The sequence below is a fragment of the Vibrio sp. zbq_1 genome (assembly GCF_043102935.1).
GTDB lineage: Bacteria > Pseudomonadota > Gammaproteobacteria > Enterobacterales > Vibrionaceae > Vibrio > Vibrio parahaemolyticus.
Window position 1 is genome coordinate 222,770 of sequence record NZ_JBICJH010000026.1, and the last position, 18,359, is coordinate 241,128.

Annotated in this window: 10 protein-coding genes; 3 read left to right on the plus strand and 7 right to left on the minus strand. The window is 43.9% G+C overall.

The window, feature by feature from the left end; genetic code table 11:
* Positions 1 to 247: 247 nt before the first annotated feature.
* The 7 genes from ACF8CV_RS13640 to ACF8CV_RS13670 all read right to left on the minus strand — a co-directional run bounded on the left by ACF8CV_RS13640 (position 248) and on the right by ACF8CV_RS13670 (position 12,497).
* Complete coding sequence (locus tag ACF8CV_RS13640; protein ID WP_023585877.1) at positions 248 to 5,089, minus strand: NAD-glutamate dehydrogenase; 4,842 nt, start codon at positions 5,087 to 5,089, stop codon at positions 248 to 250.
* Positions 5,090 to 5,290: 201 nt separating this feature from the next.
* Positions 5,291 to 5,509, minus strand: coding sequence for a DUF2835 domain-containing protein (locus tag ACF8CV_RS13645; RefSeq protein ID WP_005494961.1), 219 nt, complete (start codon positions 5,507 to 5,509; stop codon positions 5,291 to 5,293).
* 65 nt (positions 5,510 to 5,574) lie between these two features.
* Positions 5,575 to 8,181: an aminopeptidase N gene (gene pepN / locus ACF8CV_RS13650; RefSeq protein ID WP_392417350.1), complete on the minus strand. Its 2,607-nt coding sequence runs from the start codon at positions 8,179 to 8,181 to the stop codon at positions 5,575 to 5,577.
* A gap of 231 nt (positions 8,182 to 8,412) precedes the next feature.
* On the minus strand, positions 8,413 to 9,078 hold the full coding sequence (locus ACF8CV_RS13655) for a hypothetical protein (protein ID WP_169608992.1): 666 nt from the start codon (positions 9,076 to 9,078) through the stop codon (positions 8,413 to 8,415).
* Between the two features lie 194 nt (positions 9,079 to 9,272).
* Positions 9,273 to 11,279, minus strand: a complete 2,007-nt coding sequence (gene prc / locus ACF8CV_RS13660) for a carboxy terminal-processing peptidase (RefSeq protein WP_140062088.1) — start codon at positions 11,277 to 11,279, stop codon at positions 9,273 to 9,275.
* 17 nt (positions 11,280 to 11,296) lie between these two features.
* Positions 11,297 to 11,926, minus strand: a complete 630-nt coding sequence (gene proQ / locus ACF8CV_RS13665) for an RNA chaperone ProQ (protein WP_005458274.1) — start codon at positions 11,924 to 11,926, stop codon at positions 11,297 to 11,299.
* Between the two features lie 97 nt (positions 11,927 to 12,023).
* The gene (locus tag ACF8CV_RS13670; RefSeq protein ID WP_005494950.1) at positions 12,024 to 12,497 is read right to left on the minus strand and encodes a GAF domain-containing protein; all 474 of its coding nucleotides are present in this window, start codon (positions 12,495 to 12,497) and stop codon (positions 12,024 to 12,026) included.
* A gap of 92 nt (positions 12,498 to 12,589) precedes the next feature.
* On the opposite strand from ACF8CV_RS13670, the gene ACF8CV_RS13675 reads away from it, so the two are divergent.
* The 3 genes from ACF8CV_RS13675 to mam7 are packed head-to-tail and all read left to right on the plus strand — an operon-like array spanning position 12,590 to position 18,299.
* Positions 12,590 to 14,386, plus strand: coding sequence for an ABC transporter ATP-binding protein (locus tag ACF8CV_RS13675; protein WP_005480797.1), 1,797 nt, complete (start codon positions 12,590 to 12,592; stop codon positions 14,384 to 14,386).
* A gap of 24 nt (positions 14,387 to 14,410) precedes the next feature.
* On the plus strand, positions 14,411 to 15,658 hold the full coding sequence (locus tag ACF8CV_RS13680; protein ID WP_020903738.1) for a paraquat-inducible protein A: 1,248 nt from the start codon (positions 14,411 to 14,413) through the stop codon (positions 15,656 to 15,658).
* Complete coding sequence (gene mam7 / locus ACF8CV_RS13685) at positions 15,651 to 18,299, plus strand: MCE family putative adhesion factor MAM7 (protein ID WP_169608976.1); 2,649 nt, start codon at positions 15,651 to 15,653, stop codon at positions 18,297 to 18,299. Before ACF8CV_RS13680 ends, mam7 begins: the two co-directional genes overlap by 8 nt.
* Positions 18,300 to 18,359 lie beyond the last annotated feature (60 nt).

The following is an 18,359-nucleotide window of genomic DNA, read 5'->3' on the forward strand; positions in this document are numbered from 1 at the left end:
GTAATTCAATGAAAATGAACGAATTAAGTAAAATTGCATCTTGAGTTAGAAGTTTTTTCATAAAAACAAAGAATTAGCGTTTTTTTGCTGCATTGAAATATTCAGTTTCTAATGGAAAAGCAATCGATTTCAGCAGAAGTTAAGTTTTAAAATTTAGTTACAATGTCACGTTAATGACCGGAGTTTGGTGTTTGCGGATACAAAAAAGCCTCGCATTTACGAGGCTTTTTCTAATAAGTTAACTCACCTACTCGTTTGAAGAGCAATTCAAATTAAGCAGTACCAGTTCACGAAGAGCTACCGAGAATTTGGCAAATTCATGTACAGAACCGACTTTGAACTCATTAAGGATGCTTTCCCAACGATGAAGTGATTGTTCGTTTGCTTCCATCCACTCTTCAAGCGCTTGCATTACATCAAGATCTTCGTTTGCACACGCGCAGTTGAGAACTTGCGCTGTCAACTGACGTTGTTGCCAATCTAGGTCTTCTCGGAATGCCGCGCGAGCTAGAGCTTGCCAGTTGTTGTCGACAGCTTGGCTATTGATTTGTTTCAAGAACCAGTGCAACGACAAGCGATCGCCAAGGTTGAAGTATAGCTTCGATGCTTGTTCAACTGTTTTGCCAGTTTCACTTGCAACCGATGAAATATCCAGTGCCGATTGAAGGCTCGATAGACGTGCTACTTGATGGGCAAGTTTTTCTTCTACCCCACGCTCCATCCATGTTTGAGCCAACTCATTGTGCTCTTCCACTTCAGATTCAACCAGCATGCTATCAAGAGTTTCAGTAATGACATTCACATCTTGTTTGTAGATTGCAATCAACTCACCAACGGTAGATTTACCGCTGCGATTACGCAGTAACCAACGAGCAATACGACGTAGTGCGCGGCGTACGTAGAACATTATCTCGTACTGCGCATCAGCCGTTGCAACGTTGTCTAACGCGCGAGTTTGCTTAAGAATTTCAGCAAGATCAAATATTTCACGAGCTGCACTGTAAGCGTTTGCAATATCAACAACACTTGCGCCCGTTTCTTCTTGAAGACGAGTGACGAAGTTACAGCCCATTTCGTTAACCATTTGGTTTGCTAGCGCAGTCGCGATAATTTCTGCACGTAGCGGATGGTTAACCATTTGATCTTTATAGTTACGGCGTAACTCACTTGGGAAGTACTCAACCAGCTGTTTCGCATGGAATTCATCATTTGCAATGTCATCCGTCACGAGTTGCTGTTTCAGAACCATTTTGCCGTAAGCGACAAGTACCGATAGCTCAGGACGAGTAAGACCTAGGCCCTGTTTTTCGCGTTCCAGCAACGTTTCATCATCAGGAATGTACTCAAGAGCACGGTCCAAGTACCCTGCTTTTTCCATTGTGTGGATGAAACGAATCTGTTCTTTAACGATGCCAACGCCTTGTTGCTCTGTCACTGAAATGGACTCAGATTGACGGTATGCGTCATCCAGAACGATTTCACCGACCTCTTCTTCCATAGATTCAAGAATTTGGTTGCGTTGTTTAACGGTAAGATCGCCATTTGAAACCAGTCCGTTCAAAAAGATCTTAATGTTTACTTCGTTATCCGAGCAGTCTACACCGCCAACATTGTCAACAAAGTCGGTGTTAACTCGACCACCGTTTAGTGCGTACTCGATACGACCAAGCTGTGTCATACCTAAGTTACCACCTTCACCAACCACTTTTGCGCGCAGCTCACGACCATCAATACGAAGCAGGTCATTTGCTCGGTCACCAACGTCTGTATGCGTTTCAGTCGAAGCTTTAACGTAAGTACCGATACCACCGTTCCAAAGTAGATCCACTTTCATTTTTAGGATCATTTTAATCAGATCGTTTGGTGCTACGGATGCCTTCTTGGTGCCCAACATTTTTTGGATTTCAGGCGTTAGTTGGATCGATTTTGCACGACGTGAGAACACACCACCACCTTGCGAGATCAACTCGGTGTTGTAATCTTCCCAACTTGATCTTGGTAGATTAAACAAGCGGTTACGCTCTTCCCAGCTGGTGGCTGAATCTGGGTTCGGATCAATAAAGATGTGCATGTGGTTAAACGCAGCTTGCAGACGAATGTGCTTAGATAGCAGCATACCGTTACCAAACACATCACCAGCCATATCGCCTACGCCGATTGCGGTAAAGTCAGTCGTTTGACAGTTGATGCCCATTTCACGGAAATGACGTTTAACTGATTCCCAACCACCTTTTGCAGTGATACCCATTGCTTTGTGGTCGTAACCGTTTGAACCACCTGAAGCAAACGCATCGCCAAGCCAGAAGTTGTATTCTGCTGAGACTGAGTTCGCCAAGTCAGAGAATGTCGCCGTGCCTTTGTCGGCAGCAACCACTAGGTATGGGTCATCTTCATCGTGACGAATTACGTTTTGTGGTGGAATCACCTCGCCTTCAATGATGTTGTCAGAAACATCAAGCAACGCGCGAATGAACTGTTTATAGCAGCGTTGACCTTCTGCAAAGATTTCATCACGAGTGGTCAGAGACGGCTGACGCTTACAAACGAAACCACCTTTCGCCCCAACTGGAACAATAACGGTGTTCTTAACTTGCTGAGCTTTTACAAGACCAAGAATTTCTGTACGGAAATCTTCTTGACGATCTGACCAACGTAAGCCACCACGTGCAACTTTACCGCCACGAAGGTGAACACCCTCAATGTCTGGCGCGTAGACGAAAATCTCAAAAGCAGGAACTGGCTGAGGAATCTCTGGGATTTCGCTTGGTTTCATCTTCAAAGATAGCCAAGGCTTCGACTGCTTGTTTTCGTCCAACTGGTAGTAGTTAGTACGCAGCGTTGCCATAATCATATCCATGTAACGACGAATAATACGATCATCATCTAGGCTTTCTACACGATCCAGTTGTTCAGTCAGCTTCTTAATCAGATCACTTTGGCCTTTTTCGCTGCCTTTATGTTTTGGATCGAAACGTTTAGCAAATAGGTTAACCAAGCCAGTAGCTAAATCAGGGTAATGGCTTAGTGTATCTTCAATGTATTGTTGGCTGAATGGGAAACCAACTTGACGCATGTAGCGCGCGTAAGCACGTAGAATCGAGATTTCACGACCAGATAACGAAGCACCCAGTACCAAACGGTTGAAACCATCACTTTCTAGATCCCCTGCCCAAATCGCAGCAAATGCTTGTTGGAAACGATCACGAGCTTCGCGAAGATCAACGGTTTTTTCGCTCTTATGCAGCATCGAGAAATCTAGGATCCAGAACGTCTGGCCATTGTTTTTCTCGATCTCGTAAGGAGATTCACCAATCACGCGTAGACCCAAGTTTTCCAACATTGGCATTACGTCTGATAGATGGATTGGCTCGTCACGATGGTAAAGTTTTAAGCGAACCGCTTTCGAATCCGTTGCAACTTCCTGCGGACGGTAGAAAAGCATGCCAAGTTTGTTGTCGTCACTCAGTGCTTCAAGGCGCTCAATGTCTGCCACAGCAGAACCAGGCATCATGTCTTCTTTGTATGAACGAGGGAACGCGCTCATGTACTCTTTCGATAGTGGTAGACCTTTGCTTTCACCAAAGTTAGCAATGATCGACTCTTTTAATCTGTCGTCCCAAGAGGTAGAAACTTCCATTAAATTCTGCTCGATTTTTTTCACGTCTACATCAATGTTGTTATTGTCTACACGAACAATGTAATGCGTTCTTGCCAATGGGCTTTCAGAGAAGAACGTCGTAAATTCAACTTCTTGTTCACAGCCAAAATACTGCTTAAGAATGCGTTGAGTTTGGCGGCGAAGTTCTGTGTTGTAACGGTCTTTCGTTACGTACACCATGCAGCTGAAGAAACGACCGAACGGGTCTTTGCGTACGAACAAACGCAGCAAGTCGCGGTCTTGCATTTGTACTACGCCCATGCCGACTTCAAGCAAATCTTCTTCGTTCGCTTGTAGCAGTTCATCACGTGGGTAGTTTTCAAGAATATTATGCAGCGCTTTGTAGGAGTATGAGCCGCGGCGGTAACCACTTGCTTCTAAGATACGATCTACTTTTTCTCGAATTAGAGGAATGCTGTGAACAGCTTGGTTGTATACCGCAGATGTGTACAAACCAGTGAAGCGGTGCTCGCCAATTACTTTGCCATTTTCATCAAACTTTTTGATGCCGATGTAGTCGGTGTAAGCAGGACGGTGGATACGAGACGCTTGATTGCCTTTCGTAATGATCAAAGCGTAAGGTTTTTTCGCTTCTAGTCTTGCTGAATCAGACAATTCAGACAATTTAACGCTGCGAATGCGCTTTTCATCAGCAAACAGACCTAGGCCATTTTCTTTTGCTGGTCGTAGTTCCGTATCACCATTTATTTCCGCTAAGTCATAATCTTTGTAACCCATAAAGGTAAAGTTATGATCACCAAGCCAACGTAAAAATGCTATGGTTTCGTCCAAACGATCGGTTTTCATCGAAACACGATCTTTGTTTTTTTCAAGATCATCTGTAACGATCTTGAGTTTGTCGACCATTGGCTGCCAGTCATTAACAACTAGGCGTGTATCAGACAGGATGTTCAATAACTCTTCTTTAAGAGCTTGCATCTCTTCTTTACTTGTTAGGCGGTCAACTTCGATGTGGAATAGTGATTGAAGAACACCACCCTCACCGTTCACTTCTGTTACTTGACCTTTTTTATCACGCTCTAGCTGAGTTGGATTATTGAGCATTAAATGGCAAACAAGATCTAAGCGCGCTAGCGCCATCTTGATTGAATCCACTAAGAATGGACTATCTGGGACAACAACTTCTACGATTGTGTGTGTGGATTGCCAGCCTTGACGACTTACGGTCGGGTTAAACACGCGGACCGAGATATCTTCTGGTTTTTTTTCGTTTATGTGGTGCCAGAGGCTGACAACAGCACCATAGAGGTCGGATTCGTTTCGCTGAATCAAGTCATCATCAGCAATGTTACTAAATAAGTGTTGAGCAAGTTTGGTTACAAGCGTTTGGTGAGAAAGCTCGAGTTTGTCTTGAATCAGTTGGTAAACCTTTTCAAGCAGAACCGGCACTACATTTTCACGCGCGGTCATATTCACACTCCACATTAGAATTGTTGTTTTGTAGGGGGACTTAGTAACAGGGTTGTTACCCTAGAAACTAAGCATAGGTAATGCATGCACTCATTGTAAAAGCATAATTACAAATGTTTAACAACTATTCACTGTGGTAGGAGGTGAAATGTCTGATTCTGTGACTAAGATTCCTATTTAACTCTCTGCAAATACAAAGCATCACAGAGTTTCTAACTTTAGAAACTTGTTATTTTGGTCAGTTGTTAGCCTAAATCGCCCTCTCACTCCTAATTGGCTAAGAAATGGTCTAAATTTGGCTGCAGGAAGTTGTAGCCTTAAGCCGTTGTTTGTTATGACTTGAACGGAACTTGCGGCGCCCGAGTAATGGGACAGAAATGTTTGATAAGGAATATTCAGCGTAAAGTAATAGTGCTTCATGAACTAGAAACGTTGTAGTAGATACAATTAGGGTGGTCATTGCGACCACCCTATTATTTTGGCGACTATTCGTCTAGTGCTTTAGTCACTTTTTCAAACAGGTCTTTGGCAAGGTTGTCCATTGCTTTTAGTTTTTCAAGTTCTGCACGAATCATCGCTTGGCGAGCTTCATCGTATTTACGGAACTTCAGCAGAGGATCAATCATGCGAGATGCAACTTGAGGGTTGGAGTCGTTCAACTGACGAAGAATTTCACCGGCAAATTGGTAACCAGAACCCGATTTGTCGTGGAAACGAACTGGGTTTGCAGCCAAGAACGAGCCAACTAAGCTGCGCGTGCGGTTCGGGTTCTTCAAGCTGAACGCTTCGTGATTCATGGTTGCTTTCACTTTTTCAAGTGCATCTTCTGCTGGGTTAGTCCCCTGCAGTGCAAACCATTTATCCATAACTAAACCGTCATGTTTCCACTTATCGCTGTAATCAGCCATCAGCTCTTCACGACATTCCAGTTGAGCACTATTCGCTGCACTCATAGCTGCAATGGTATCGGTCATGTTATTGGCAGCTTCATACTGCGCTTTAACTAACGTGTTACCTTTGTCTGTATGAGCTAAGAACTGAAGACATTGATTACGCAACGCACGTTTGCCGATTGCTGCATGGTCGATGGTGTATTCGGCTTGTTTTAGCGTGTGGTAAGTGGCACTTAGTTCGTCTTCCAATGCGGCAGAAAGTGACACTGTAATGCTATTTAAAACCGTATCAACTGCATCTACATCAATCTGTTTGTACCAGCCTGTGATTTCATTGATAGATGGCAATGAGAAGACTTGAGCGATAAAAGCAGGCTCTAAGTTTTCATCCAATAATACGCCGCGGAATGCATCGATAAGATCTTCTGAAAGTTGAACCTCACTGCCCGTTTGGACATTGTTGACATTTTGTCGAATGTACTTCGCTAATAGCATTTGGCTTGCATCCCAACGAGCAAAATCGTTGGTTGCGTGCTTCATTAGGAAGATCAGTTCTGCGTCGCTGTAATCGTATTCCAATTTAACTGGCGCAGAGAACTCGCGTAACAATGAAGGCACTGGTTGTTCTGCGACATTCTCGAACACAAATGTTTGTTTATCTTGCTTGATGTCCAAAACATTGTGAACGGATTCGCCGTTAATGATCAGTGGGATAATCTGACCTTTCGAATCATACAGCTCGATATCGAATGGAATGTGCAGTGCTTGTTTTTCTGCTTGGTCTTGCGTTGCTTCAGTAAATTGCTCAACTGTTAGCGCGTAAGTTTTTGCTTCAGCGTTGTATTCGCTGTTTACACGAAGTGTTGGTGTACCAGATTGGCTATACCATAGACGGAATTGCTTAAGGTCAACGCCCGTTGCATCTTCCATTGCAGAAACGAAGTCTTCACATGTTGCCGCGGTACCGTCGTGACGCTCAAAGTAAAGCTTCATACCTTTTTGGAAACCTTCCTCGCCAAGCAAAGTGTGGTACATACGAATCACTTCACTGCCCTTTTCATAAACGGTCAGCGTATAAAAGTTATTCATTTCAATAACTTTGTCAGGACGAATTGGATGTGACATTGGGCTTGCATCTTCAGCAAACTGAGGGCCACGAATAATGCGTACGTTGTCGATTCGATTTACCGCACGTGAACCTAAGTCAGAAGAAAACTCCTGATCACGGAACACCGTCAAACCTTCTTTTAGGCTCAGCTGGAACCAATCACGGCAAGTCACGCGGTTGCCTGTCCAGTTATGGAAGTATTCATGGCCAATCACAGCTTCAATACCCAAGTAATCTCGGTCTGTCGCCGTTTGGTCATTCGCCAGAACAAACTTAGAGTTAAAGATATTTAGGCCTTTGTTTTCCATTGCGCCCATGTTGAAGAAATCAACCGCCACGATCATATAAATATCGAGGTCGTATTCTAGACCAAAGCGTTCTTCGTCCCACTTCATTGAGTTGATTAGCGATGTCATCGCGTGACCCGCTCGGTCTAAGTTGCCTTTATCAACAAAGATTTCTAGGTCAACGTTGCGACCAGACATTGTGGTGTATTTGTCGCGAAGCACATCAAAGTCACCAGCGACAAGCGCAAATAGATAAGCTGGTTTTGGATGTGGATCTTGCCATTGCACCCAATGACGACCGTTCTCTGCTTCGCCTTGTGCAATACGGTTACCATTGCTGAGCAAGTATGGATATGTTGCTTTATCTGCAATGACTTTGGTTGTGTATTTTGCCAGTACGTCTGGACGATCTAAGTAATACGTGATGCGGCGGAAGCCTTCTGCTTCACACTGTGTACAGAATGCACCACCAGATTTGTACAGACCTTCAAGTGCGGTGTTGGCTTCAGGATCAATTTTAGTGATGATTTCAAGTTCGAACTCAGCAGGTAAGTCAGACAGTACTAGGGACGCCTCTTTAACTTCATGATGCGCCCAATCTTCGCCGTTCACCTTAACTGAACGAAGCTCTAACCCTTCACCATCCAGTTCTAGAGTCGTTGATTCACCCTTTTGAACTACTTTTGATAGTGCAGTAACGATGGTGTCGTTGTCGTAAAGATCAAACGTAAGATCAATCTCAGTAATTGTGTGGGATGGCGCTTGATAATCTTTACGATATTTCGCCTGGGGAGCTTGAGACATGTCCATAAATCCTTGTATGTCGAACTACAAAAATACCAGTTTACAGGTCTCAAACCCTTTAACTGGTATCACGATATAAGCTATTTGTATGGGTTGTGGTATCAGAATACAAGTCTTTCTATAAAAAAACGGAGCTTTTTGATGGTTAGCTCCGCTTTCTGATTAACATTTACTCAACATTAGAAGTTTACCGTATGAATACTCATTTATAGAATCAACAATATGAATGACTCATTGTGTGACTCGGTTGAGTACGGCATACATATCACCACTACTATCTTGGATGGTGAGTTCATTTTCTTTAAGTTTGTACGTTGTGCCCTGCTCGCCGTTTTCATACAAAAGAACTAAATACTCGTCTTCAGTGTAAAACACGCCTTGTTTAACGGACTCTTCACCTGCTTCGTTTGAGACACGGAACAAGAACACGAAGTCAGGCTGCAAAATCAGATCCATGTGGTTAATGTTATTTGCCATCAATCCATCGCCAGAGACATGAGAGCTTGACCAAATACCGGCTAGAGCGCTCGATAACCCTTTAGTAAAAGTGACACCGTTTAAATCCAAGGTATTGTGATTGTTTCGGTAAGCGTAAATTTGGGGCTCATCGGTATTCAATCCAAGAACAATTGTGTCTTCATTGGCGTTATACATACCTTCCCAATGATCGACAGAATAATCTTTTTTCTGAATATCAATGGAGAATGTGTAATCAGAGCCTAAAGAAAGTTTGATCGCTCGGAAGTTTTCAGCCGATTCGTCAGGCCTCGGATTCATTAAATACCAATCCCCAATCAGAAACGGCGTATCAAAGTGACTAAGATCGTCTTCCTTTGTGTTTTCTCCAGCGAACACGCTTAAGCAGCAAAAGCTAAGCAAAATAAAGAACCATTTCATATCGGCATCCTTATCGTTTTCTTTTAGCTTAGGCATTGGTGCTCTATTTCGCGAAATATTTGATCTATATCACGTAAATTATTGCAGTAAAATAAGCGCACAACCGACTTTGTGCCGTCAACTTTGTAGGTTAAAAGGCATAAAAAAAGAGCGAACCCTTAGGACTCGCCCTTTTTGTACTGAATTGCCAGTGCTTATGACTGTTTTGGTGCTTTAAGCATATCAACCATAATCGCAACAGATTCATCTAAATAAACATCAGGTGCTTCGTAGTCTTTAGGCACATCATCCAAAGATTTGAATGTTTTCTTACCCAAAGCCGTTTGACGTTCATTAATACGTTTCAAACGTAATGCTTCTGCTTTATCTGACTCGTCTTTGCGGACTTTCTCGTTTAGAGACAACATGTTGTCGTCTTTTTCTTTACGATACTTCTCAATGTCTTCGTTAATGAAACGGAATTCCATCTCATCAGCGATTCGCTTATTGTGAAGTTCTGTCAAGTTTGCAATCAACTTGTCGTTATCTGGAAATGTCTGATAAGTCGCCTTATCGATGCTATCCCAAGGCAGAGCATTGTCTTCAACACTTTCACCGGTTTCACTCGGATCAATTGGTGTTGGGTACGCAATGTCTGGCGCTACACCACGGTTCTGAGTACTGCCGCCATCGATGCGGTAGAACTTTTGAATCGTATATTGAACATAGCCAAGCTCTTTATCGAAAAGATCGTAGATATGATTCAATGAACGGTGCTGCTGAACCGTACCTTTACCAAACGAGTTTTCGCCAAGAATGACGGCGCGGTTGTAGTCTTGCATTGCAGCTGCGAAAATTTCAGATGCCGATGCACTGTAGCGGTTGATTAATACCGTCAAAGGACCATCGTAACTTACCAGTCCGTCGGTATCAGCATTAACTTTGATGCGGCCATAGCTGTCGCGCACTTGTACGACTGGGCCTTCTTTAATGAAGAGGCCAGTAAGTGCTGTTGCTTCAGTAAGAGCACCACCACCGTTGTTACGTAAATCAACGATGATACCGTCAACGTTTTTCGCTTTGAGGTCAGTAAGTAACTTGTCTGTGTCTTGTGAAAGACCGACGTAGAAACTTGGTACTTCAAGAACGCCAATCTTCTTGCCGTCTTTCTCAATGATCTCTGACTTAACCGCTCGGTCTTCTAAACGAACTTTGTCGCGCACAATTGTGACTATGTAACTCTTTGCGTCATTACCTTCTGGTAAGATTTGTAGATTAACCTTTGTTCCTTTAGGGCCTTTGATTAATTGAACTACATCATCCAGACGCCAGCCAATCACATCGACAATTTCTTCACCGTCTTGACCAACACCAATGATGCGGTCCCCTTCACCAAGTTGCTTACTCTTAGACGCAGGGCCACCAACTACCAATGAACGAATAACAGTGTAGTCATCTGTCATTTGCAAAACAGCACCAATCCCTTCAAGAGACAGGTTCATTTCTGATTGGAATTGCTCGGCGTTGCGAGGAGAAAGGTAACTAGTATGAGGATCGACCTGTCTTGCGAAGGCGTTCATATAAAGCTGGAACGCGTCTTCATTGTTGGTCTGTGTGATACGCTTCATCGCGTTGTTATAACGCTTCTCTAAAACTTCTTTAATTTCAGGCCATTCTTTGCCCGTCAGTTTTAGATTCAAAGCGTCATATTTCACGCGTTTGCGCCACAACTCATTAAGCTCAGCTTCATTCTTTGGCCATGCGGCTTCTGAACGATCTAGTTCAATCTCGTCTGCGTTATCAAACTTGATCTCTTTGTCGAGCAAAGTCATCGCGTAGGCGAAACGTTCAAAACGTTTTTGCATAGAAAGATTGTAAACATCAAAAGCAATCTTGTTGTTACCAGCTTTAAGCTGATCATCAAGTTCAATTGACCAATCTTTGAAGGAATCGATATCCGCTTGAGTGAAAATATTTCTATTGTAATCAAGCATTTCTACATAGCGTTCAAAGATCGCTTTAGAGAAATCATCGTTTAGATTGAAATGCTTATAATGAGAGCGGGTAAATCGAGAGGTGACTCGTTTGCTGGCTGTTTCGTGCTGAACTTCAGGAGCGAGAACCGGCAAGTCATCTTTATGTAGTTTGGCTTCGAGAGCCTGAGCTGATGCTGCTAGCCATAAGCTAGCAGCAATCAGGGTCACTTTTGAACGGCAATTCATGCGTAGGAGTATCTCCCTTATGCGCGCAAGTGCTCCGCTTTTACAACCATTTGTAGGCCGTTAGCAAGTTGAACACGTACATCATCCTTATTGATTTCAACAATGGTCGCTGCCATGTTTCCTTTGCCCATGTTCACGTTTACTGCATTGCCTACTGTGATTTCATCAGCATTTAGAGCGCGCGTTTCTACAGGCTTAGTTGGTTTTTGTACTTTTGGTTTGTTAGTACGGCGAGGCTGTTGAGGCTTTTTATTAGCCGCTGGTTTTGCTTTCGCCTTACCCTCTTCACGAGCTTTCTGTGCTTGTTCTTTACGACGAGCTTGAACTTTCGCTTTGCTTTCTGCAAGTGTCGCTTTAGCGTGTTCTACGTGTTCTTCTTCTAGTTCACCACAAGGGTTGCCATCTAGGTCAACACGTACCGCACCTGGTTTTACACCGTGTAGGTAACGCCATGATGAAGTGTACTGTCTTAACGCTGCACGAAGCTGAGTTTTGCTTACTTTTTCGTCTTCATTTAGACGTTCCGCAAGATCTTGAAAAATACCAATTTTCAGAGGTTTTGCTTCACCTTCTAAAGTAAAGCACTTAGGGAAACATTCAGCAATATATGCGATAACTTCTTTGCTGTTTTTTAACTTTTCAGTCATGAGGGTTCCTGATTTGAGCGGATTTCCGCGAAGCATTAAGAAAAATATTCTCGTATTATAGTGACATGCCAAGGAAAAACCACACTCGTGGGCTAATTTATGCGTCGTTCGCGTGTGAATTAAGCAGCTTTTCTACTTCTGACATAAAATGAGTGAGACCTTCCTCGTCTGTTTCATTGAATCGACCGATACTTGGGCTATCGATATCCAATACGCCAGCAACTTTTCCATTGATTGAAAACGGAATCACAATTTCAGAATTACTCGCAGCATCACATGCAATATGACCTTCAAATTCGTGAACGTCGTATACTCTTTGAGTAGTATTTGTTTTTGCAGCTGTTCCACAAACGCCTCGTCCCATTGGGATACGAACGCAAGCTGGTTTACCTTGGAATGGGCCTAATACAAGCTCATCCCCTTTTGTTAGGTAGAAGCCTGCCCAGTTGAGGTCTTCAAGCTCCATAAATAGTAAAGAGCTCAGGTTCGCCAAGTTAGCGATAAAGTCTGGCTCAGATTCAATTAGGGCTACTGCTTGTTTGGTGAGTCGTTGGTATTGTTCTATGTTCATATTAACTTCCTACTTATTATTAAAGCTTCCATTCTCTTCGTATGGCGCTAAAATGCTGACCTACTTTAAAATAGGACTTATTCTCAATTACAATGATTCCGAAAAATGACACTATTAGCCGTTCTTGGTTGATAACACAAGTTAAAAAGCACAAGTCCAAGCTGATTTTAGCGAACTTGATTGCTATTGTGGCGACCTTGATTAGTGTTCCAATCCCTCTTCTTATGCCATTAATGGTTGATGAAGTGCTATTGGACAAACCTGCCTCTGGTCTTTCTGCCATGAACGCTGTGCTTCCTGAAGCGTGGCATACCCCAACTGGATATATCTTTTTCACGCTTTTTTTAGTTGTGCTCATGCGCGCAGCCAGCCAAGCGTTGAACATTGTTCAAAGTCGTCAATTCACACTGGTATCGAAAACCATTACGTTTGAGATGCGCAGTAAAATGATCGACAAGTTGGGTCGAATCAGTATTCGTCAGTACGAAACCAAAGGCAGTGGAGGAATTAACGCCCACCTTATTACTGATATAGAAACCATCGATCAATTTGTTGGTTCGACACTCGCAAAGTTTGTTATCAGCTTTTTGACCGTAATAGGCACCGCTATCGTTCTGCTTTGGCTAGATTGGCGTCTGGGCTTATTTATTCTACTCGTAAACCCTATTGTCATTTATTTCTCTCGCAAACTTGGCAGTATGGTCAAGCATCTCAAGCGTAAAGAAAACCACTCGTTCGAAATTTTCCAAAACCGACTGGTAGAAACGTTGGATGGTATTTACCAGCTGCGCGCTGCCAATAAAGAGCGCGAATTTCTTCAGCAGCTAAAAGAGAGCGCCAATCAAGTCCGCGTCGATGCTGACAAATACGCCTGGCAATCAGAAGCGGCTGGTCGAGTTTCTTTCTTGCTCTTCTTAATCGGTTTTGAATTATTCCGTGCGGTTGCCATGTTAATGGTGATGTTTAGTGACCTAACAATTGGCCAAATTTTCGCTGTATTTGGTTATCTATGGTTTATGTTGTCCCCTGTTCAAGAGCTTCTTGGAATACAATTCTCTTGGTATAGCGCAAAAGCTGCATTGAAACGTATTAACGACCTTCTAGAGTTGGAAGAAGAAGATAGACCTGTCTCGAAGGTGAATCCTTTCAACGAAACACGCGAAGTCGATGTAAAAATCGAGCATGTGGATTTCTCATATAATAATGAGAACAAAGTGTTGGATGACCTGTCGTTACATATTCCAGCGGGCAAAAAAGTTGCGTTAGTGGGCGCGAGCGGCGGTGGAAAATCAACACTGATTCAACTGCTAATTGGTGTTTACCGACAGAACGCAGGTAGCATTCGTTTTAATGATGAGTTAACAGAAGATATTGGCTTTGAAGTGATCCGCGACAAAATTGCCGTGGTATTACAGCAACCTATACTATTTAACGACACCTTGAGGCATAATCTGACGCTCGGTGGTCACTTTGATGAAATGTCTTTGTGGAGAGCGCTCGAAGTTGCTCAATTACAAGATGTGATTTCTCAACTTAACCACGGTTTGGATACGCAAATTGGACGCAACGGGATTCGTTTATCCGGCGGACAACGCCAACGCCTAGCGATTGCACGTATGGTGTTAAGCAATCCTCAATTTGTTATTTTAGATGAAGCCACGTCTGCGCTCGATACTGCAACAGAAGCTGCACTACATAAAGCGCTAACAGAATTCCTACGTGGTCGAACAACCTTAATCGTCGCGCACCGTCTATCGGCAGTAAAACAAGCAGATTTGATCTATGTGCTTGAAGATGGGAAAGTGACACAAACAGGAACCCATGGTGAGCTCGTTGAGCAAGAAGGCTTATATCAAACCTTGTACGGGGGCATTCAGTCCCAAGCTTAAACCCTTCTTATTAGAGAGGTCTTTATGACCTCTCTGTCTAAGCATGCCATGCAACCTAATAGTGTGCGTTTATGCCAAGGTTGCGAACTCCCTGTCGATATTGTCGATTTACCTAACGGTAAAAATGCACATTGCCCACGCTGTGGTACGCAATTATATCGCGGAGGCAGCCCTAGCCTTTCTGGTAATTTAGCGGTTGCGATAACCTGTATCCTGCTATTTATTCCGTCGCACTTCTTTAACTTCATTAGCATCAGGCTTTTTGGTGTGATGATTCCGGCAACCTTACCCTCTGGGATGATAACCTTGATGGAAGAAGGCTTTGTTCTTCTTTCATTGTTAATTCTATTTTGTAGCTCACTTGCCCCATTGACCGTATGTGTCTCGGTCGTGACTGCACATATCTCATTGCATCAAAGATGGTTTAAGGGGCTGCGCGTCTCACTGTGGTTGATTCAACATTTGAAACATTGGGTAATGCTGGATGTGTTTTTGGTCAGCATTGCGATCTCTTGTTTTAAGCTTCAAGACTATTCAGATATTTTTGTTGGCCCCGGATTGATTGGCTTGGTCTTGCTGCAAATATTTACTGTTCTTCTGGTATCACGCATCAGCGTTCGTCGTTATTGGGAAGCTTGGAAACCAGAAAACACGTACTCTTTCGAACACAAAGATGTGCATTGTCACGAGTGTCATCTCTCTCAACCTGAAGGTGAGCGTTGCCAACGTTGTCATCATGAGCTCTATCATCGTAAGCCAAACTCGATTCAAAAAACGTGGGCTTACCTAGTCGCGGCTACTATCGCGATTTTTCCTGCTAACCTTATTCCTATTTCGATTTTGATAACCAACGGTCAACGCCTTGAAGATACGATTTTCTCTGGTGTTGCGTCTTTGGTCAGAAGCGGAATGTATGGTATCGCCATTATTATTTTTGTTGCCAGTATCGTTGTGCCAGTCGTTAAGATCCTCGGCCTTGCCTATATTATGCTGTGCATCAAATTCAAGCGTTCGGTGTTTCGAAGACAACGAATGATGGTTTACTTTGCAGTAAAGTGGATCGGTAAATGGTCTGTCATGGACTTGTTTGTTATTTCTATCATGATGACCTTGGTCGATCGCGGTCAAATACTCGACTTTACGCCAGGTTACGGCGCGGTCGCGTTTGGTTTAGTCGTTGTGCTGACAATGTTAGCCGCAGAGAGTATTGACCCAAGGCTAATCTGGGATGAAGCCCCAAAACAATCAGAAAAAGAGTCAATTAATGAGTGATCAGAACAATTCTCAAACATCGTATGTGCCTGATGTTAAGAGGAGCAAAGGCATATCTCCACTTTGGCTACTGCCAATTTTGACGATGGTGCTCGCCGGCTGGCTTGTGGTGAAGTCCATCCATGATGCGGGGCAACGAGTACAGATTTACTTCTCCGACGCTGCTGGTTTGGTGGCGGGACGTACAACTATCCGTTACCAAGGTTTGGAAGTCGGTATGGTGCGTGACATTAATTTGTCCGAAGATCTCGGCAGCATTTACGTGGATGCAGACATCTACCCTGAAGCAACGAAGTTACTAAACGATAAAACGCGTTTTTGGCTTGTTAAACCAACCGCGAGTTTAACTGGTGTGTCGGGCTTGGATGCGCTTGTTTCTGGTAACTACATCTCTATCCAACCGGGGGACGGTCAAGAATTTGAGACCACATTCCACGCTCTCGATTCGGCGCCAACGGACCTACGTGTTTCACAGGGTTTGAACATCAAGCTTAAAAGCCGAGACTTAGGCGGCGTGTCGATTGGCTCTCAGATTGTCTATAAGAAAATTCCTATCGGTGCGGTCTACAGCTACCAACTGGATGAAGATGCAAAATCCATTACTATTCAAGCTAATATCCAAGAGCAATATCGACACATCATCAATGACCGCAGCCGCTTTTGGAACGTCAGCGGCATTGGCGCAAGTATAGGTTTTGAAGGCGTTGACGTACGCTTAGAAAGCATGAGTGCCCTACTTGGTGGCGCTATCGCCGTTGACTCTCCGGACGATGGCGAACCAGTGGAAGAAAATACCGAGTTCCGCTTATACAAAGACTTAAAAACAGCAGGTCGAGGCATTGCGATCAAAATTGCTCTACCTGACGACAACAAAGTCAGCAGCGAAGGCGCACCAATCATGTACCGTGGCATTGAAATTGGTCAGGTCACCGACTTAAGCCTTTCTGAAGGACGAGAAGTCATTTTGGCGTCAGCAGCAATTCAGCCTGCTTTCAGTGACATGCTTACCACTGGCACTCGCTTTGTTTTGGAAGAAGCGAAAGTGTCGTTGTCTGGTGTCGAAAACATTGCAAACCTAGTTAGAGGAAACTTCCTCACTATCGTTCCTGGTGACGGCGAACGCTCTCGCCGCTTCACTGCAATTCGCAAAAACGTATTTAATCAACAGCAAGAAAAGTCTATCGCGATTCGCCTAATTTCTGACAACTCATTTGGGTTAGATAGCGGTGCGAACGTGCTCTATAAAGGCATTGTGGTCGGTTCCATCATCAACGTTGGTTTGGTTGATGAGAAAAAACAAGCGAAGCACGAAGTCTTTATGGATGTGCTGATTGATCACGAATACAAGCATCTTATTAAGTCAAATAACCGTTTTTACGTGACTGGTAGCGCTTCTGCAGAGCTTACTGAGTCTGGGTTGAGCGTCACTGTTCCGCCAGCAAAACAACTACTGACCGGTTCTATCAGTTTCGTCAGTGAAGGTTCTGAGTCGATTCAGAAAGAATACCAACTGTTCCAGAACGAATCGTTAGCAGAACTCGCGCAATACAACAAAACTGGCTCGAAAACATTAATGCTGTTTGCTTCAGAGCTACCCCCAATTTCGAAAGGCAGCCCTCTACTCTATAGAAATCTGCCGGTCGGTAACGTCTCGGACTTTCATCTTGTCGATGGTGGCGTATTGATTAAAGCAACGATTGAAAATCGCTTTGCTTATCTGGTCACCCCACAAACCGTTTTTTGGAACCGTTCAGGTATCGAAATTGATGCCTCACTTTCTGGCGTTAGCGTTAAAGCACATCCACTAAAATCTCTAATTGAAGGTGGAATTGCCTTTGATTCCGTGCCTGGCGTGGAAAACAAAGTTGGAGAACGTTGGAAACTTTACGCTGATCAGCAAAAAGCGCGCAAATTTGGTCGAGTCATTTCGCTAGAAACCGACGGCACGCAAGAAGTGCTTAAAGGTATGCCGATTGAATACCAAGGCGTGAAGGTAGGTGAAGTAACGCTTGTCGTACCGAATTTCCGTCGCAATCTGGTTGAAGTCACCGCCCGAATTTTGCCGGAATACGTGGAAAATATCGCGGTAGAAGGCACGCATTTTTGGCTAACTGAACCTGAAATTGGCCTTGGCGGCGTGAAGAACTTAGGTGCGCTGGTTTCAAAATCTATCAGCGTTGAACCGGGTAATGGTAAGGTGAAGTTCGATTTCCAATTAGAAAAAGGGTTTGACCGTGTAGAAGGCGTCATGTTTACCCTGCAAAGTGAGCAACGCGGTTCGGTTCAAGTCGGCACTCCTGTTCTCTACCGTCAAATGGAAGTTGGTCAAGTTACCGATGTTCGCTTGGGCGAGTTCGCTGATCGCGTGGTTTCCACCATCAAAATCAAGCCTGAATACGCGTATTTAGTGCGTCAAAACAGCGTGTTCTGGAATGTGTCGGGTGTGGATGTGTCTATCGGTATTACTGGTGCGAACATCAAAGCAGGTACGATTGATAGCCTGGTGCGTGGTGGCATTGCGTTTTCAACGCCAGAGCAATCACAAATTCCACCAGCTGCAAAACGTGGTCACTCTTTCTATCTTTACCCACGTGCCGATGAAAGTTGGGTTCAATGGAGAACGCCAATTCCTAAGCCCTAAGGCGGGATATTGATTCGATGTAAAGAGCAGTAATCGCTGCTCTTTTTTATGGTCGTTAAC